Genomic DNA, 18,427 nt, shown 5'->3' on the forward strand with positions numbered 1-18,427 from the left:
GGTCCTTGGCCCTTGACGGTGCCGAGGAAGGCGGTCCAGGCGGTGGCGGCGATGCGGAGGACAGGGCCGTGACGCCGCGGTCACCGGCGCATCGGTCGACGTTCGCCCCGTGAGCCGAAGCGCGGCGGGTGTCACGCGGGCAGGCCGGTCGTCGCCCGGCCCCCAAGCCGTTCGCGAGTCGGACGACATATCGCCAGTGGGACTGTTTTGCCCCCCTCTGCACGGCGCGCCCTGGGTACTCCTGAGCCCCCGTAGACACTCTGCGCGCCCTTCCGGTTCCCGTGGGTGACAGAAATGATGAGCACACCGCACATGAACCAGTGATCCGCGGTCCCCTGTGCCTCGGCCGGGCGGACCGGCGGCGGAAGGAGTTCACGGTGTTGCTTCTCATCTCACCGGACGGCGTCGAGGAGGCTCTCGACTGTGCGAAGGCGGCGGAGCATCTCGACATCGTCGACGTCAAGAAGCCCGACGAGGGCTCTCTCGGCGCGAACTTCCCGTGGGTCATCCGGGAGATCCGCGACGCGGTACCGGCGGACAAGCCGGTGTCCGCGACCGTGGGGGACGTGCCGTACAAGCCCGGCACGGTGGCGCAGGCCGCGCTCGGCGCGGTCGTCTCGGGAGCCACGTACATCAAGGTCGGCCTCTACGGGTGTACGACGCCCGATCAGGGCATCGAGGTCATGCGCGCGGTCGTCCGGGCGGTGAAGGACCACCGTCCCGACGCGCTCGTCGTCGCCTCGGGCTATGCCGACGCCCACCGGATCGGCTGCGTCAATCCGCTCGCCGTGCCGGACATCGCCGCCCGCTCCGGTGCCGACGCGGCGATGCTCGACACCGCCGTCAAGGACGGGACGCGGCTGTTCGACCACGTTCCGCCGGATGTCTGTGCCGAGTTCGTCCGGCTGGCCCACGCATCCGGTCTGCTCGCGGCCCTCGCGGGCAGTGTCACGCAGGCCGATCTCGGTCCGCTGACCCGTATCGGCACGGACATCGTGGGCGTGCGCGGAGCCGTCTGCGAGGGCGGCGACCGCGATGCCGGAAGGATCCAGCCGCATCTGGTGGCCGCCTTCCGGGCGGAGATGGACCGGTGCGTCCGGGAGCACACCGTCGACGCCCCGATCGTGAACTGACCACCGGGATGCCGACTTCCGAGGCCGATCGCGTCCCGGGCGGGCGGACCGCGCGTCTCGCCGTCGTCGACCCGGCCACCGGGGAGGCTTTCGATGATGCTCCCGACCAGCGGCCGGACGAGTTGGACGCTGTGGTCGGCCGGGCCGACCGGGCTTGGCACGGCTGGCGCGCCGACCCGGCCGCACGCACCACGGCTCTGCGCTCGGCGGCCGACGCCGTGGAGGCGGCCGGCGACGACCTCGCCCGGTTACTCACCCGGGAACAGGGCAAGCCCCTGACCGAGTCGTACGCGGAGGTCGCCCGGACCGCGGCCCGTCTGCGGTACTTCGCCGGCCTGGCTCCCCGGGCCCGGCGGATCGTCGACGGCCGGCCGGTGCGCAGCGAGCTCCGCTGGCGGCCTCTGGGGCCCGTCGCCGCGATCGTGCCCTGGAACTTTCCCCTCCAGCTCGCGGCGGCGAAGTTCGCGCCCGCGCTCGCCGCGGGCAACACCATGGTCCTCAAACCCTCTCCCTTCACTCCCCTGGCCACCCGGTTGCTCGGTTCCGTCCTTGCCGCCGTCCTGCCCGAGGGCGTCCTGACCGTCGTCACCGGCCGCGCGCCCCTCGGTGCCCGTCTCGCCTCCCATCCGGGCATCCGGCACGTCACCTTCACCGGTTCCGTGTCCACCGGGCGGTCCGTCGCCGAAGCGGCGGCGGTCTCACTTGCCCGGGTCACTCTGGAGCTGGGCGGCAATGACGCGGCCGTCCTGCTGGACGACGTCGACGTGGACCGGATCGCGGACCGGCTGTTCTGGGCGGCGTTTCGCAACTGCGGGCAGGTGTGCATGGCGGTCAAGCGCGTCTACGCACCGGCCCGGATCCACGCCGAGGTCGTCGAGGCCCTCGCCCACCGCGCGAAGACCGTCGTCGTCGGGTCCGGCCTCCACCCGGACACCCGGCTCGGGCCGGTCGGCAACACCCAGCAGCTGGCCAGGGTCGAGCAGGTCACACGGCAGGCTCTGGCGGCCGGTGCCCGGGCGGCGGCGGGCGGTCACCGGCTGGACGGACCGGGCTGCTTCTTCGCCCCCACGATCCTCACCGGAGTCCCGCCCGACGACCCGGTGGTGACCGGGGAACAGTTCGGGCCGGTTCTGCCGGTGCTGCCGTACGAGAACCTCGACGAAGCCGTCGACGCGGCCAACGGCACCGCCTTCGGACTGGGCGGTTCCGTGTGGGGTACCGATCTCGACCGGGCCGAGGCGGTCGCCGAGCGGCTCGAATGCGGCACGGCCTGGATCAACCACCACGCCGAACTGTCCCTCGCCCAGCCCTTCGCGGGTGTCCGGAACAGCGGTGTCGGTGTCGCGGGTGGGCCGTGGGGGCTGTACGGCAACCTCCGGCCGTTCGTCGTCCACCGTCCGCGGGAGGAGGGGTGACGATGAGACTCCAGGCGGCCGTACTGCGCTCGTACGAGAGCCCGTTCACGGTCGAGGAGGTGGTTCTGCGGACGGAGCCCGCCGTCGGCGAGATCCTGGTCGAGATCGCGGGCTCCGGAATGTGCCGGACCGATCTTGCCGTTCGACGATCCGCCGGCCGGAGCCCTTTGCCGGCGGTCCTCGGCCACGAGGGCGCCGGGGTCGTGGTGCGGACCGGAGACGGACCGGACGCCGCGATCGGCGTCGGTGACCACGTCGTGGTGAGTTTCGACTCCTGCGGACACTGCCGGAACTGCCGCGGCGCGGCCCCCGCCTACTGCGACTCCTTCGCTTCTCTCAACCTCTTCGGGGGCCGCGAGGAGAGATCGCCGCGCTTCACCGACGCGACCGGCGGAGCGCTGGCCCCCCGGTGGTTCGGTCAGTCCTCGTTCGCCGAGTACGCACTCGTTCCGGCTCGCAACGCCGTACGGGTCGACCCGGCGCTGCCGCTCGAACTGCTCGGCCCCCTCGGCTGCGGTTTCCTCACGGGCGCCGGAGCCGTGCTGAACACCTTCGCCGCGGGTCCCGGCGACACCCTCGTGGTCTTCGGCGCGGGAGCGGTGGGCCTGGCCGCGGTGATGGCGGCCACCGCCGCCGGCGTGCTGACCGTCGCCGTCGACCGGCATCCCGAGCGGCTCGCCCTGGCCGAGCGGTTCGGTGCGACCCCGCTGCACGCCGCCTCGCCCCACCTGCCCGAACGGATCCGGCGACTGACCGACGGCGGTGCCCAGTACGCCCTGGACACCACGGCCTCGTCCTCGCTCATCAACGAGGCGCTCCTGGCCCTGCGCCCCACCGGCGGCCTCGGCCTGGTGGCACGCCTCCACGCCCCGCTGTCCCTCGAACCGGGCACGCTCGACCGAGGCCGCGGCATCCGTCACATCTGCGAAGGGGATGCCGTACCCGGAGTGCTGATTCCCCGGCTGATCGGGCTGTGGCAGGCCGGGCGCTTCCCTTTCGACCAGCTGATCCGCACCTACCCGCTGGCCGGCATCAACGAAGCCGAACGCGACTGCGACGCGGGCCGGGTGGTCAAACCCGTCCTGCTCCCGGGGAGGTCCGGCCGATGAGCGAGGCGCGCGGCACCGAGGACTCACCGCGTCCGGCACGTGAACGTCTCACACCCGCTCTCCCGCCAACGGAGGAAACATGGCTGACACGGCGCCGCAGCACACCGACGCGGGTGGCGTGGACGGAGGCGTGGGCCTGACCGCCCTCCTGGTCGCCGCGGCACGGGCGATCGAGTCCCACCGCCCCGACAGCCTGGCCCAGGACACCTACGCGGAACACTTCGTACGCGCGTCCCCTGCCTGCGCGGACTGGCCGGTGCGCATCGAGCAGGCCCCGGGCGGGGACAGCAACCCGCTCTGGGGGCGGTTCGCCCGCTATTTCGGCATGCGGACGAGGGCGCTCGACGACTTCCTCGTCCGGTCGGTCGGCGCGGGCGCACGCCAAGTGGTCCTGCTGGGCGCGGGACTGGACACTCGCGCCTTCCGGCTGGACCTGCCGTCCGACTGCGTCGTCTTCGAGATCGACAGGGCCGGTGTGCTGGCCTTCAAGCGAGAGGTGCTCACGGACCTGTCGGCTGCCCCGAGGGTCAAGCGCGTCCCCGTACCGGTCGACTTGCGAGCGGACTGGGCCGGCGCGCTGACCGCCGTCGGCTTCGATCCGGACGCACCGAGTGTCTGGCTGGCCGAGGGACTCCTCTTCTACCTGCCGGGCCCCGTCGAGACGTACCTCATCGACACGGTGGACAGGCTGACCACCGCGGGCAGCGCTCTGGCCTTCGAGGCCAAGCTGGAGAAAGACCTGCTGGCGTACCGCGACAGCCCGATCTACGCGGCGACGCGAGAGCAGATCGGCATCGACCTGCTCCGGCTCTTCGACAAGGGGCCACGCCCCGACTCCGCGGGCGTCCTGACGGCCAGGGGCTGGTCCACCTCGATGTACACGCCCTTCGACTTCACCCGCCGGTACCGACGTGGTCCCCTCCCCGAGTCGAACGACGCGCTGGAGGGGAACCGGTGGGTCTTCGCGCTCAAGCCCGGGCCATGATGCCCGCGGCGCTCACGACGGCGTCCGCAGGGGTGGGGAGCGGGGCCTCTGTCCGGGCTCGGGCGGCACCAGCGCCACGCCAACGAGCTGCCGCCTCGCAGTCGCTGACGGGCCTTGTCAGTCGGCGGCCCGGGCGGCCACCAACCGGTCGCCCGGGATCCCGGCCATGTCGGGCGAGTAGTACTCCTTGATGCCGGTGGCCCACGTGTCCACGGTGACGCGGTCCTCGGTGTCCGGGCCGAAGGCCTCGAAGAGGGCGTGGATGTTCGCCTCCTCGAAGCCGATCGCCGTCATCAGCGACACGAAGAGGGGACGCTCGATCAGGCCGTCCCCGTCGGGGTCGCCGAGTACGGAGAGCGCCTCGGCGAACTCGGTGATCGTGGGACCGAAACGCTCGGGGTCGAGCACGAACGGACGGAACTCCTCCAGGGTGATCACACCGTCGCCGTTGGCGTCCAGTTCGGTGGCCAGCGTCGTCCAGTAGCGACGGAAGGCGCCCCGGATGGCGGCCTTGGCGCCGTCGTCCGACGCGGTCGCCGCCTCCAGAACGCGGCCCGTCATCAGGTCGAAGTCGCCGGAGTCGATGACTCCGTTGCCATTGGCGTCGAAGAGGGAGAAGACCAGCTCGACTCGCTTGGCGGCCTCATGTCGCATTTCCATCACCTGTCTTCTGCGACCCGGCGATGCCGGGCCTGGCCTGATCAGTGCCGCCACCCAGCCGTGTCGGGACACATGAGAAGGCCCCGCCGACCCGGCGCGTGCGGCGGTCATGACTCATGGAACCGCCGTGAGAGGCCGCAGGCTCCCGATCTCTGCTTCTGGTCACAGAAGGACTGCTCAACGAGCGTGTCTGACACATTGGGACGCCTCGTCCGTGACAACCGGACCGCTTTGACCGACCCCTGAGCACCGGTGTGAGAATCACCCGCGGAAGAGTCCACGAGCCGCGACATGCCGATCGAGCCCTCCCGTGGGCTCAGCCCCGTACGCACGCCCGTGCCCCGCCTCGGCAGGCGCGAGGGCGGGGCACGGGGCAGGGACCGGCGGACGTCAGTGGTTGCGCGGGAAGCCCAGGTCCACGCCCGCCGGGGCGTCGGCCGGGTCGGGCCAGCGGGTGGTGACGACCTTGCCGCGGGTGTAGAAGTGCGTGCCGTCGTTGCCGTAGACGTGGTGGTCGCCGAAGAGCGAGTCCTTCCAGCCGCCGAAGGAGTGGTAGCCGACGGGGACCGGGATCGGCACGTTCACTCCGACCATGCCGGCCTCGGCCTCCAGCTGGAAGCGGCGGGCCGCGCCGCCGTCCCGGGTGAAGATCGCGGTGCCGTTGCCGAACGGGGAGGCGTTGATGAGCGCCACGCCCTCCTCGTACGTCTCGGCGCGCAGCACGCACAGGACCGGGCCGAAGATCTCGTCCTGGTACGCCTTCGCCGTGGTCGGCACCCGGTCCAGCAGGGAGATGCCGATCCAGTGGCCGTCCTCGTGGCCGTCGACCGTGAGCCCGGTGCCGTCCAGGACGACCTCGCAGCCCTCGGCCGCCGCGCCCTCGACGTAGGAGGCGACCTTGTCGCGGTGCGCCCTGGTGATCAGCGGGCCCATCTCGGACGCCGGGTCGTCGCCCGGGCCGATCTTGATCTTCTCGGCGCGCTCGCGGATCCTGTCGACCAGTTCGTCGCCGACGGCGCCGACCGCGACGACCGCGGAGATCGCCATGCAGCGCTCACCGGCCGAGCCGTAGGCCGCGCTGACGGCCGCGTCCGCCGCCGCGTCGAGGTCGGCGTCCGGCAGCACCAGCATGTGGTTCTTGGCGCCGCCGAGCGCTTGGACGCGCTTGCCGTTCGCGGAGGCGGTGGTGTGGATGTAGCGGGCGATCGGGGTGGAGCCGACGAAGGAGACCGCCTTGACGTCCGGGTGCTCCAGGAGGCGGTCGACGGCCACCTTGTCACCGTGTACGACGTTGAAGACGCCGTCCGGCAGTCCGGCCTCGGAGAGCAGCTCGGCGACCCTCACGGCGGCCGACGGGTCCTTCTCGCTCGGCTTGAGCACGAAGGTGTTGCCGCAGGCGATGGCGATCGGGAACATCCACAACGGCACCATCGCCGGGAAGTTGAACGGCGTGATCCCGGCGACCACGCCGAGCGGCTGCCGGATCGAGGCCACGTCCACGCGGGTGGCGACCTCGGTCGACAGCTCGCCCTTGAGCTGCACGTTGATGCCGCAGGCCAGGTCGACGATCTCCAGTCCGCGCGCGACCTCGCCGAGCGCGTCGGAGTGCACCTTGCCGTGCTCGGCGGTGATCAGCCCGGCGATCTCGTCGCGGTGCGCGTCCAGCAGCGCCCGGAACCTGAAGAGGATGGAGGTGCGCTGCGCCAGCGAGGACTGGCCCCAGGTCAGGTACGCCTCCTTGGCGGCGGCGACCGCGGCGTCCACCTCGCCGACGGAGGCGAAGGCGACCTTCGTGGTGACCGCGCCGGTGGCCGGGTCGGTCACCGGACCGTACGTGCCCGAGGCGCCTTCGGCGGTCCTGCCGCCGATCCAGTGGTTGACGATGTTCGTCATGACCGAGAACTCCTTCACAGATGGCGGCGACGGGTCGAGACGTGCCGTGGGGTCTGCTCACCGGCCGTGACCGGCGACGTTCGGGTCGCGGCCTCGGCCATGGCTCCATCCCAGCAGCCGAGCGCGTCGGGCGGGCCCGACACTGTGTATGCGGTTCGGGCGTCCGCGTAGACACGTGGGTGAGTGCGGGCGGGTTCGCGCCCCGGCGGGACGCGGGAACCTCCGGCGCGGAGCCGGTGCGAGCGGGGAGTCGGCGCTCGTGCTTCGCTCCTGCCAGGGCGAAGTGGCCTTCCCGCGCCGGAGGCGTTCGGTGGGGGAACCACCGGCGACGGCGGGAGCGGACTGCGGCTCCCCGGCGATCAGGACGTGCGCCATCGCGTTCCCCTTCGTGCCCGCCCTCACGGGTCCGCCCTCGCGGGCCCGCCGTTGGGTCTCCCCCGGTTTCTAGCCCCGCGCGTGCGGCCTGTCAACGTTTTGTCCGGACATTCGGATGACGTGGTGGGCAACGTGGTCCGGGTGGCGCCACACACCGGCACCCGGCGTACTCCCTCCCGTCCGTCGCTCGTGTCACGAAAGCAACCGTTCCGTCACACATGTCACGCGCATGTGAGCCTTCCGTCACAGCCCAGAACGGCCCCCGACCGTCCCTCGCCGCACGTCGTTCATCCGGCAAGGCTTGGTGATCGCCAGCGCAGCGTCCGGCTCCCCCCGGCGGCCGTCCCCGGCCGCCACCGCGGTGCGCGCAGGGAGGTGCAACCAGTGACCGACCGAAGGCTCTGGTCCTACCAGGACATCGCCGCCCACATCCGGGTAAGGCCGGACACGGTGCGGTCGTACCGCAAGCACGGGCTCCTGCCCCCGCCCGACCACGTGGAGGGCGGCAAGCCCTACTGGTACGCGGACACGGTCCGGTCCTGGGTCGCGTCCCGCCCCCGCAACCGGGACCAGAACCGGAACCGGAACCGCGGCCAGTAGGGCAGCCGGCCGTCGGATCTCGGCCCTCGGCCGGAAAATGGTTCTGTGCCGATGCGCCGCGTGGGGCACAGTGCCGCACATGGACTTCTCCGTGAAACCCGTCCTGACCGGCGACAGGACCGTACTGCGACCGTTCACCGAGGCCGACGCCGACCGCATGTGGGAGATCATCAACGACCCCGAGGTCGAGCACTTCACCGGTTCGCCGGGGCATGAACTCACCCCGGGGGTGCTGCGCGACTGGTACGGCTCCCGCAGCGCGCAGCCCGACCGCCTCGACCTCGCCGTCACCGACCCCGCCGACGGCGAACTCCTCGGCGAGGTCGTGCTCAACGAGTGGGCGCCCGAGGAGCGTTCCTGCACCTTCCGCACCCTGATGGGCGCGCGGGGACGCGGCCGGGGCATCGGCACCGAGGCGACCCGGCTGATCATCGGCCACGGCTTCGAGGAACTCGGCCTGCACCGGATAGAGCTGGAGGCCTACGGCTACAACCACCGGGCCCTGCGCGTCTACGAGAAGGTCGGGTTCGTGACGGAGGGAGTGCGGCGTGAGGTGGAGTGGCGGGACGGCGCGTGGGTGGACGAGGTGCTGATGGCCGTCCTCGACCACGAGTGGGCCGTCCACCACGGGCGGCCCCGGCTCGGCACGCTGACACCCTCCCATACCCCCTAGGGGTACAGTGGACGGTATGTGGTCCACGCTGGACCACGGGTACCCGCCCCTGCACGCCCCGACGAGGAGTAACGACATGACCACCCAGACCGACACCCAGGGCTCCGTCACCACCGTCTACAAGGTGAGCGGAATGAGCTGCGGACACTGCGAGGGCGCCGTCTCCGGCGAGATCTCCGAGATCGCGGGCGTCGGCTCGGTCCAGGCCGTCGCCTCCTCCGGCGAGGTCACCGTCGTCTCCGAGGCGCCCCTCGACGACGCGGCCGTGCGCGCGGCCGTGGACGAGGCGGGCTTCGAGCTCGTCGGCAGGGCCTGAGCCGCAGCGCCCCAGCAGTACCCACGCCTTGCCGGCCGGACCGCGCGCGGTCCGGCCGGCCCGTCTGGAGCCCGGACCATGACCAGCACCACCCCCACGGCCGCCGAGCCGGACCTCGCCCGGGTCGAGCTGCTCATCGGCGGGATGACCTGCGCCTCCTGCGCGGCCCGCGTCGAGAAGAAGCTCAACCGCATGGACGGCGTCACCGCCACGGTGAACTACGCCACCCACAAGGCCCGGATCACCCACCCGGAGACCACCCGGGTCGCCGACCTGATCGCCACGGTCGTGAAGACGGGATACACCGCCGAGGAGCCCGCACCGCCGCCGGAGCCCACCGACGAGAAGGCGCCCTGGGAGTTGGGCGGTGGGGCGGCGTCCGACGACCCCGAGCTGTCCGCCCTGCGCGAGCGCCTCGTCGTCTCCGTCCTCCTCGCCGCGCCCGTCGTACTGCTCGCGATGGTCCCGGCGCTCCAGTTCGACAACTGGCAGTGGCTCTCGCTCACCCTGGCCGCGCCCGTCGTCGTCTGGGGCGGGCTGCCCTTCCACCGCGCCGCCTGGACCAACGTCCGGCACGGCGCGGCCACCATGGACACCCTGGTCTCGCTGGGCACCCTCGCGGCGTTCGGCTGGTCGCTGTGGGCGCTGTTCTTCGGGGACGCGGGCATGCCGGGCATGCGGCACGGCTTCGACCTCACCGTCTCCCGCGCGGACGGCTCCTCCATGATCTATCTGGAGGCCGCCGCCGGGGTCACCGCCTTCCTCCTCCTCGGCCGCTGGCTGGAGGCCCGCTCCAAACGCCGCGCCGGCGCCGCGCTGCGGGCACTGATGGAGCTGGGCGCCAAGGACGTCGCGGTGCTGCGGGACGGGCGCGAGGTGCGGATACCGGTGGCCCGGCTGGCGGTCGGCGACCGGTTCGTCGTACGGCCCGGCGAGAAGGTCGCCACCGACGGCACGGTGGTGGAGGGCGCCTCGGCCGTGGACGCCTCGCTGCTGACGGGCGAGTCGGTGCCGGTGGACGTCGGGGTCGGGGACGCGGTCACCGGCGCCACGGTCAACGCCGGGGGCCGGCTGGTCGTCGAGGCCACCCGGATCGGCGCCGACACGCAGCTGGCCCGGATGGCCAGGCTGGTCGAGGACGCGCAGGGCGGCAAGGCCGAGGTGCAGCGGCTCGCCGACCGGATCTCCGGTGTCTTCGTGCCCGTGGTGCTGCTGATCGCGGTCGTCACCTTCGGCGGCTGGCTGGCCGCCACGGGTGACACGGTCGCGGCGTTCACCGCCGCCGTCGCCGTACTGATCATCGCCTGCCCGTGCGCGCTGGGTCTGGCCACGCCGACGGCCCTGATGGTGGGTACGGGCCGGGGCGCCCAGCTCGGCATCCTCATCAAGGGGCCCGAGGTACTGGAGTCCACGCGGCGCGTCGACACGGTCGTCCTGGACAAGACCGGCACCGTCACCACGGGCCGCATGACCCTGCACGAGGTGTACGCCGCCGAGGGCACCGACGAGGCGGAGCTGCTGCGGCTCGCGGGCGCCGTCGAGCACGCCTCCGAGCACCCCGTGGCCCGCGCGATCGCGGCCGGCGCCGAGGAACGGGCCGGCACCCTGCCCGGCGTCGAGGGCTTCACGAACCTCCCCGGGCGGGGTGTACGCGGGCGCGTGGAGGGCCGCGAGGTGGCCGTGGGGCGCCTCTACGGCACTCTGCCGCCCGAGGTGTCCCGCGCCAGGGACGAGGCCGAGAGGGACGGCCGTACGGCCGTCGTCGTGGGGTGGGACGGCGAGGCGCGCGGGGTCGTCTCCGTGGCGGACGCGGTCAGGGGGACCAGCGCCGAGGCGGTGGCCGAACTGCGCCGGCTGGGCCTGCGCCCCGTGCTGCTGACCGGCGACAACCGGCGCGTCGCCGAGTCGGTCGCGAGGGCCGTCGGCATCGACGAGGTGATCGCCGAGGTGCTGCCCGAGGACAAGGTCGCCGCGGTGCGGCGGCTACGGGCCGAGGGCCGCACGGTCGCCATGGTCGGGGACGGCGTCAACGACGCCGCCGCGCTCGCCACCGCCGACCTCGGCCTGGCCATGGGCACGGGGACGGACGCGGCGATCGAGGCGGGCGACCTGACGCTGGTGCGCGGGGACCTGCGGGTGGCCGCGGACGCGATCCGGCTCTCCCGGCGCACCCTCTCCACGATCAAGGGCAACCTCGTGTGGGCCTTCGGCTACAACGTGGCCGCGCTGCCGCTGGCGGCCGCCGGAATGCTGAACCCGATGATCGCGGGGGCGGCGATGGCCTTCTCCTCGGTGTTCGTGGTCACCAACAGCCTCCGGTTGCGCGGCTTTCACTGATCACGCGTTCCACGCAGGTAGAGGGGGAGTGCCTCTGGAGTCCGGCACCCGCCTCACATAAGCTCTTCACAAGGCTCGCGCATCTTCCTTACGCTGGGGTCCCGTTCGGCGTATCGGGGCTCTTGCGCATCTAACGGACATATGCAAGAGACGCGGATCACAGTGATGCGAACGTAACCATCCAAGGGGTTCGACGGTCTAAGTTGGCGATGTCAGGCAGCGTCTTGGGGGGCGCCACCTGGCATCTGGGGATGTCTTGGGGGACTTTCCCAGAGCTGCGTTGCCGGGACACGTACACCGGGAAGCTTTGAGCGGCCCTCCCGGGCGTGCGCTGTCCCGGCAGACCGCACGACCAGCACGACGGATACGAGCAGCACGACAGGCACTACTGGCACGACAGGCGCGACGGGTTCTGCCCGTTGTGCTCAAGTACAGCGATTCAGGCGCTGTCCTCACAGACGCCCGGCCGGATCCCGTGGGGGGAATCCGATACCGGGACATGGGAAGGCGCCCTGGTTCGTCGGCCCGTGGGGGGACCGGCGCCAGGGCGCCTTCTGCTGTCTCGCAGCGGCGCGGACGCGGACGTCTCGTACCGGCACGGACGCGGATTCCCCGTACCGGCACGGAAAAGTCCCGTACCGCTCGGGGCGGCACGGGACTCCTCGGACGCGCTGCGGGGGTGCCTGGCGGCTCAGCGCTCCTCGACGGGAACGAAGTCGCGCTCGACGACACCCGTGTAGATCTGGCGCGGGCGGCCGATGCGGGAGCCCGGCTCCTTGATCATCTCGTGCCACTGGGCGATCCAGCCCGGCAGCCGGCCCAGCGCGAACAGGACCGTGAACATCTCGGTCGGGAAGCCCATGGCCCGGTAGATCAGGCCGGTGTAGAAGTCGACGTTCGGGTAGAGGCTGCGCGAGACGAAGTAGTCGTCGGAGAGCGCGTGCTCCTCCAGCTTCAGCGCGATGTCCAGCAGCTCGTCGGACTTGCCGAGGGCGGAGAGGACGTCGTGCGCGGCAGCCTTGATGATCTTGGCGCGCGGGTCGAAGTTCTTGTAGACCCGGTGGCCGAAGCCCATCAGGCGGACGCCGTCCTCCTTGTTCTTCACCTTGCGGATGAAGGAGTCGACGTCACCGCCGGCGTCGCGGATGCCCTCCAGCATCTCCAGCACCGACTGGTTGGCGCCGCCGTGCAGCGGGCCCCAGAGCGCGTTGATGCCGGCGGAGATCGAGGCGAACATGTTCGCCTGCGAGGAGCCGACCAGGCGGACCGTGGAGGTCGAGCAGTTCTGCTCGTGGTCCGCGTGCAGGATGAGCAGCTTGTCCAGCGCGGCCACGACCGTCGGGTCGAGCTCGTACTCCTGCGCCGGCACCGAGAACGTCATGCGCAGGAAGTTCTCGACGTAGCCGAGGTCGTTGCGCGGGTAGACGAACGGGTGGCCGATCGACTTCTTGTACGCGTAGGCCGCGATCGTCGGAAGCTTCGCGAGCAGCCGGATCGTGGAGAGGTTGCGCTGACGCTCGTCGAACGGGTTGTGGCTGTCCTGGTAGAACGTCGACAGCGCCGAGACGACCGACGACAGCATGGCCATCGGGTGGGCGTCGCGCGGGAAGCCCTTGTAGAAGTTCTTGACGTCCTCGTGCAGCAGGGTGTGCTGCGTGATCTCGTTCTTGAACGCGCTGAGCTCGTCGACGGTCGGCAGCTCGCCGTTGATCAGCAGGTAGGCGACCTCCACGAAGGAGGAGCGCTCGGCCAGCTGCTCGATCGGGTAGCCGCGGTACCGGAGGATGCCCGCTTCGCCGTCCAGGTACGTAACGGCGGATTTATAGGCGGCGGTGTTGCCGTAACCGCTGTCCAGCGTCACCAGACCGGTCTGGGCGCGGAGCTTCCCGATGTCGAAGCCCTTGTCGCCGACGGTGCTGTCGATCACCGGGTAGGTGTACTCGCCGTCGCCGTACCGCAGTACTACTGAGTTGTCGCTCACGTCTTCCCTCACCACCGACGTAGTGCCTCATCTTCGAGGTGCCCTGACTGTCTCTACCATCCCCCACTTGGCTCAGGAGAGTGCACTCGGGGTCGACCATCGGGCCTATTGGCGGCACTCAGTGCCGCCAACTTGCTCATCCTGCCCCCTCTTCCGCCCTTCCGGAAGTGCTCTGTGACCTTTGCGACTCGTTTGATCGATCATTTTTTTCACAGAGGCCGAGAGGTTTACGGGAAGGTTTCAGGTTCGGGAGCCCGCCAGCCGGAAGTCGAGCGCCGTGCAGCGCCTGCCCGCCGACACCGTGCGCACCGCCTGCCCGATCGCCCTGCGGGAGCCGACCAGGACGACCAGCCGCTTGGCCCGGGTGACCGCCGTGTACAGCAGGTTCCGCTGGAGCATCATCCAGGCGCCGGTCGTCACGGGGATCACCACCGCCGGGTACTCGCTGCCCTGGGAGCGGTGGATGGTCACCGCGTAGGCGTGGGCCAGCTCGTCCAGCTCGTCGAACTCGTACGGGACCTCCTCGTCCTCGTCCGTCAGCACCGTGAGGCGCTGCTCCACCGGGTCGAGCGAGGTGACGACGCCCACGGTGCCGTTGAAGACGCCGTTCTCGCCCTTCTCGTAATTGTTGCGGATCTGGGTCACCTTGTCGCCGACCCGGAAGACCCGGCCGCCGAACCGCTTCTCCGGCACGTCCGGGCGCCCCGGCGTGACGGCCTGCTGGAGGAGCCCGTTCAGCGTGCCGGCGCCGGCGGGCCCCCGGTGCATGGGGGCGAGCACCTGCACGTCCCGGCGCGGGTCCAGTCCGAACTTGGCGGGGATGCGCCGCGCGGCGACGTCCACCGTCAGGCGCCCCGCCTCCTCCGTCTCGTCCTCCACGAACAGGAAGAAGTCCTTCATGCCGTCGGTGAGCGGGTGCTGCCCCGCGTTGATCCGGTGCGCGTTCGTCACGACGCCCGACTGCTGGGCCTGGCGGAAGACGCGGGTGAGCCGGACGGCGGGCACGGGGCTCCCGTCGGCGAGCAGGTCCCTCAGCACCTCCCCCGCGCCGACGCTGGGCAGCTGGTCGACGTCCCCGACGAAGAGCAGGTGGGCGCCGGGGGCGACGGCCTTGACCAGCTTGTTGGCGAGGAGCAGGTCGAGCATGGACGCCTCGTCGACGACGACGAGGTCGGCGTCGAGCGGCCGGTCCCGGTCGTAGGCGGCGTCACCGCCGGGCTTGAGCTCCAGCAGGCGGTGCACGGTGGAGGCCTCGGCGCCGGTCAGCTCGGCCAGCCGCTTGGCGGCCCGCCCGGTCGGCGCGGCGAGCACCACCTTCGCCTTCTTCGCGCGGGCCAGCTCGACGATGGAGCGGACGGTGAAGGACTTGCCGCAGCCCGGTCCGCCGGTGAGCACGGCGACCTTCTCGGTCAGCGCCAGCTTGACGGCCGCCTCCTGCTCGGGCGCGAGGTCGGCGCCGGTACGGCCCTTCAGCCATGCCAGCGCCTTGTCCCAGGCCACGTCCCCGAATCCCGGCATCCGGTCCTCGCCGGTGCGCAGCAGGCGCAGCAGCTGGGCGGCCAGGGCCAGCTCGGCGCGGTGGAAGGGGACCAGGTAGACGGCGGTGACGGGGTCGCCGCCCTGCGGGTCGGGGACCTTCTCGCGTACGACGCCGGGGTCCTCGCCCTGGGCCGGCTCGGCGGCCAGCTCGGCGAGGCACTCGATGACCAGCCCGGTGTCCACCTGGAGCAGCTTCACCGCGTCGGCGATCAGCTTCTCCTCGGGGAGGTAGCAGTGCCCCTGGTCGGTGGCCTGCGACAGGGCGTACTGCAGCCCCGCCTTCACCCGCTCCGGGCTGTCGTGCGGGATGCCGACCGACTGGGCGATCTTGTCGGCGGTCAGGAAGCCGATGCCCCAGACGTCGGAGGCCAGGCGGTAGGGCTGGTTCTTCACGACGGAGATCGACGCGTCGCCGTACTTCTTGTAGATCCGCACCGCGATCGACGTCGACACCTCGACGGTCTGGAGGAAGAGCATGACCTCCTTGATCGCCTTCTGCTCCTCCCACGCGTCGGCGATCTTCTTCGTCCGCTTGGGGCCGAGGCCGGGGACCTCGATGAGCCGCTTCGGCTCCTCCTCGATGATCTGGAGCGTGTCCACGCCGAAGTGCTGGGTGATGCGGTCGGCGAAGACCGGGCCGATGCCCTTGACCAGACCGGAGCCGAGGTAGCGCCGGATGCCCTGGACCGTGGCCGGGAGCACGGTCGTGTAGTTCTCCACGTGGAACTGCTTGCCGTACTGCGGGTGGGACCCCCAGCGGCCCTCCATCCGCAGGGACTCGCCGGCCTGCGCGCCGAGCAGCGCGCCGACGACCGTGAGGAGGTCGCCTGCGCCTCTGCCGGTGTCCACGCGGGCGACCGTGTAGCCGTTCTCCTCGTTGGCGTACGTGATGCGTTCCAGGACGCCTTCGAGGATGGCGAGCCGCCGCTCGCCGGGAGCGGCATCGGACTGGTCGGTCATGATCCGACGGTACCGGTGGGATGTGACAGCGGGGGTGTGACGGCCGCTGCTCGTCGCCGTCAGTGGGCGTACATCGTGACCCGGGCCGCGGTGAAGCGGCGGTCCACGAGGTCCTGCCCGCTCATCGCCCAGTACATGGTGACGGACTCCAGGTTGTACATCCCGGGATGCCACTGGGCCAGGAGCGCCCAGTTCTCGCGCCCTGGACCGTCGTCCCCGGCGGCGTAGGCGCACCCTCTCACCGGGTCGCCCCACCCCTGGGCGTCCAGGGCGTACCCGCCGATCTGCAGTTGCGGGCCCTTGTACCAGTAGCCGTCGGCCCGCACCTTCGACCACACCTCGCGCAGTTCCCGGGCCCGGGGATGCTCGCCGAGGAGCGGGTCGCCGTCGAAGTTGTCGTAGTCGGGCAGGGAGACGTCGTACTTCACGCGCAGCTCGCCACGCAGCTCCCCGTCGAAGTCGACGTCGCCCAACTCGTGGTCCGGCTCGTAGTCGTACTCCACCTCTCGCTCCTCGACCACGGTGCCGGCGGGGACGTACACCGCGGAACCGCTCGTACAGGAGTCGTCCTCGCTCGCCTCCAGCGCGGGCCAGGCGAACAGCAGCAGACGGCCGTCGGGCGGCAGCGGAAGGTTCGTCACGCCCTCGGGCAGGGCCGCGAGGTCGAGGGTCGCGACGAGGTGCTCGTACACGGGCTCGCCGGACGGGTCGTCGGACAGCTCGCCGAACGGCACGTCGTGAAGGCGCGGGAGGGCGACGTCGGGCGGCAGCATCACCGGGGTGCCGAAGTGCCCGACGACCGGGCCGTCCACGTCCGACGCCAGTGTCAGACAGGGCCGCGCAAGCCCCAGCCAGCGTTCCACGTCGGCGGCGGGGATGCCGTGCGCGAGCGCCGCGTCGCGGAAGCGGTCCAGCTTCACCTGCGACTCGCGGTTCCGGACGCCCGCCACCGGGTCCTTCCCGTCCGGGGAGCCGACCCGCCCTCGCACCACCTCGTGGGCGACCGTCCTCCCCCGGTAGCCGACGGCGGGACCGTGCTCGTCGCGCAGAATGCCGGAGAACTCCTGGCCGGTGGTGATCCGGCCGTCGTTCCGCTTCGCCACCAGCCGCACGCCCTGGAGCTGGACCTCGCCCACGCCCTCCGCGTTGGCGGTGATGTCCAGCCGGTACCGGGCGTACGGCGTCGTGGCGGAGGTGGTGAACTCCCGCGCCAGGAATCGTTCGGTGAACATCTCTCCGGACCGCCGGTCGACGGTCACCCAGGTGCGTCCGTCCTGGGATCCCCGCAGCACCCAGTCCTTCGGGTCCCGCGAGCAGTGGTCGTTCGCGGACGTCAGCGTGTAGGCCGTGACGACGCCCGGCTTGGCCAGGACGAAGTCCAGCGTCGCGGTGGACGAGAACGTCAGCCACTTGCCGCCGCCGGCGTCGAGCAGGTTGGCCGCGACCTCGCCGGCGCGCCGGTGCTCGCCGCTGGCCTCGATGCGGGTGACGGGCACGGGGGTGCCGACGAGTCCGGCGTCGTCCGTGGTGAGCAGTTCCACCCGGTTCAGCTGCGTCTCGGCCTGCCGCCCCCAGTTGCGGCCGATGTCGAGGCGGTACAGCGGGTACGGCGTCGAGTTGGCCACGGCGTACTCACGCGCCTGATGGCGCTGCGGGAAGGCCTGGTCCAGGCGCGAGTCGAGGGTGATCCAGGTGTGTCCGTCCACCGACCCCCGCAGCCGCCAGTCACGGGGGTCGCGGTCCCGGTAGTCGTTCGCGGCGGTGAGCCGGTAGGCAGTGACGACGGTGGGCTCGGGCAGGACGAAGTCCAGCGTGGCGGTGGCCTCGAACGCCAGCCACTTGCCCCGGCCGGCGTCGAGCAGGTTGGCGGCGACCTCACCGGCCCTGCGGTTCTCCGCTTCGGCCACGACCTTCGTGACCGCCACCGGAACGGTGCCGCGGGCGGCGGGCGGCGCGCTCCGCCGCAGCGCCAGGGAGGCGAAGGTGCCCCGCCGGTCCCGCCAGGTGACCCGCTCGACCGCGCCCCGTCCGTCGTCCAGCAGCAGGCTCAGCCGGCCCTCGTACGTGCCGTCGCCACCGTCGCCGTCCCGGTCCTCCTCGGTGACGAAGACACGCACCCGGTCCTGCCGCGTCCCTTCGGAGCCGGACCCGCGCTCACACTCGACGCCGCGGTAGTCCTCCGACGCGCCGTCGGCGGAGCGCCGGTGTCCGCGGAAGGCCGTCATGCCCTCGTCGAACACGACCACGGCCTCCGCTCCGCCGTCGGAGCGCCAGGCCAGCTCCGTCAGGTCGGACGGCTCCCCGCGGTCGAGGTGGACCACCAGCCGCGGCGCCCTCTCCCACTGGCCTCCGGCACGCACCTCGGTGTCATAGACGACGGGTGCGCCGGGGGCGTCTCCGGCGGACGGGGTCGGTCGGGTACCGGACCGAGCGGGCATGGAGTGCTCCAGT

Annotated in this window: 13 protein-coding genes; 8 read left to right on the forward strand and 5 right to left on the reverse strand. The window is 71.5% G+C overall.

Annotation, left to right across the window (positions count from 1 at the left end; translation table 11 throughout):
• Positions 1 to 377 precede the first annotated feature (377 nt).
• From ACH4NX_RS22570 to ACH4NX_RS22585, 4 genes are all read left to right on the forward strand, one after another.
• Positions 378 to 1,133 carry a (5-formylfuran-3-yl)methyl phosphate synthase gene (locus tag ACH4NX_RS22570; protein WP_351396844.1) on the forward strand — a complete coding sequence of 252 codons (756 nt, stop codon included), beginning with the start codon at positions 378 to 380 and terminating at the stop codon, positions 1,131 to 1,133.
• An 8-nt stretch (positions 1,134 to 1,141) separates the two neighbouring features.
• Positions 1,142 to 2,548 carry an aldehyde dehydrogenase family protein gene (locus ACH4NX_RS22575; RefSeq protein ID WP_398128617.1) on the forward strand — a complete coding sequence of 469 codons (1,407 nt, stop codon included), beginning with the start codon at positions 1,142 to 1,144 and terminating at the stop codon, positions 2,546 to 2,548.
• A gap of 2 nt (positions 2,549 to 2,550) precedes the next feature.
• The gene (locus ACH4NX_RS22580; RefSeq protein ID WP_398128616.1) at positions 2,551 to 3,657 is read left to right on the forward strand and encodes an NAD(P)-dependent alcohol dehydrogenase; all 1,107 of its coding nucleotides are present in this window, start codon (positions 2,551 to 2,553) and stop codon (positions 3,655 to 3,657) included.
• 79 nt (positions 3,658 to 3,736) lie between these two features.
• Complete coding sequence (locus ACH4NX_RS22585; protein ID WP_398128615.1) at positions 3,737 to 4,642, forward strand: class I SAM-dependent methyltransferase; 906 nt, start codon at positions 3,737 to 3,739, stop codon at positions 4,640 to 4,642.
• A gap of 117 nt (positions 4,643 to 4,759) precedes the next feature.
• Here the strand turns inward: ACH4NX_RS22585 and ACH4NX_RS22590 are convergent, their stop codons facing one another.
• Together ACH4NX_RS22590 and mmsA are read right to left on the reverse strand one after the other, a co-directional pair.
• Positions 4,760 to 5,296: an EF-hand domain-containing protein gene (locus ACH4NX_RS22590; protein WP_398128674.1), complete on the reverse strand. Its 537-nt coding sequence runs from the start codon at positions 5,294 to 5,296 to the stop codon at positions 4,760 to 4,762.
• A gap of 396 nt (positions 5,297 to 5,692) precedes the next feature.
• Positions 5,693 to 7,195 (reverse strand): CoA-acylating methylmalonate-semialdehyde dehydrogenase, encoded by a 1,503-nt coding sequence (mmsA, locus tag ACH4NX_RS22595; RefSeq protein WP_398128614.1) that lies wholly within the window; start codon positions 7,193 to 7,195, stop codon positions 5,693 to 5,695.
• A 759-nt stretch (positions 7,196 to 7,954) separates the two neighbouring features.
• Between mmsA and ACH4NX_RS22600 the strand changes: the two genes are divergently transcribed.
• The 4 genes from ACH4NX_RS22600 (at position 7,955) to ACH4NX_RS22615 (ending at position 11,496) form a co-directional block, all read left to right on the forward strand.
• A complete protein-coding gene (locus tag ACH4NX_RS22600) occupies positions 7,955 to 8,170 on the forward strand; it encodes a MerR family transcriptional regulator (protein WP_351396829.1) in 216 nt (71 codons plus the stop codon).
• Positions 8,171 to 8,249: 79 nt separating this feature from the next.
• Positions 8,250 to 8,843 carry a GNAT family protein gene (locus tag ACH4NX_RS22605; RefSeq protein WP_351396827.1) on the forward strand — a complete coding sequence of 198 codons (594 nt, stop codon included), beginning with the start codon at positions 8,250 to 8,252 and terminating at the stop codon, positions 8,841 to 8,843.
• A 76-nt stretch (positions 8,844 to 8,919) separates the two neighbouring features.
• Positions 8,920 to 9,159: a heavy-metal-associated domain-containing protein gene (locus ACH4NX_RS22610; protein ID WP_351396824.1), complete on the forward strand. Its 240-nt coding sequence runs from the start codon at positions 8,920 to 8,922 to the stop codon at positions 9,157 to 9,159.
• Positions 9,160 to 9,237: 78 nt separating this feature from the next.
• Positions 9,238 to 11,496: a heavy metal translocating P-type ATPase gene (locus tag ACH4NX_RS22615; RefSeq protein ID WP_351396821.1), complete on the forward strand. Its 2,259-nt coding sequence runs from the start codon at positions 9,238 to 9,240 to the stop codon at positions 11,494 to 11,496.
• 691 nt (positions 11,497 to 12,187) lie between these two features.
• Here ACH4NX_RS22615 and ACH4NX_RS22620 read toward each other — a convergent pair.
• From ACH4NX_RS22620 to ACH4NX_RS22630, 3 genes are all read right to left on the reverse strand, one after another.
• The gene (locus tag ACH4NX_RS22620) at positions 12,188 to 13,477 is read right to left on the reverse strand and encodes a citrate synthase (protein WP_351396818.1); all 1,290 of its coding nucleotides are present in this window, start codon (positions 13,475 to 13,477) and stop codon (positions 12,188 to 12,190) included.
• 240 nt (positions 13,478 to 13,717) lie between these two features.
• Complete coding sequence (locus ACH4NX_RS22625; protein WP_351396815.1) at positions 13,718 to 15,976, reverse strand: ATP-dependent RecD-like DNA helicase; 2,259 nt, start codon at positions 15,974 to 15,976, stop codon at positions 13,718 to 13,720.
• Between the two features lie 59 nt (positions 15,977 to 16,035).
• Positions 16,036 to 18,414 (reverse strand): hypothetical protein, encoded by a 2,379-nt coding sequence (locus ACH4NX_RS22630; protein ID WP_398128613.1) that lies wholly within the window; start codon positions 18,412 to 18,414, stop codon positions 16,036 to 16,038.
• Between the last annotated feature and the right edge of the window lie 13 nt (positions 18,415 to 18,427).

This window comes from Streptomyces sp. NPDC017225 (assembly GCF_044331465.1).
GTDB lineage: Bacteria > Actinomycetota > Actinomycetes > Streptomycetales > Streptomycetaceae > Streptomyces.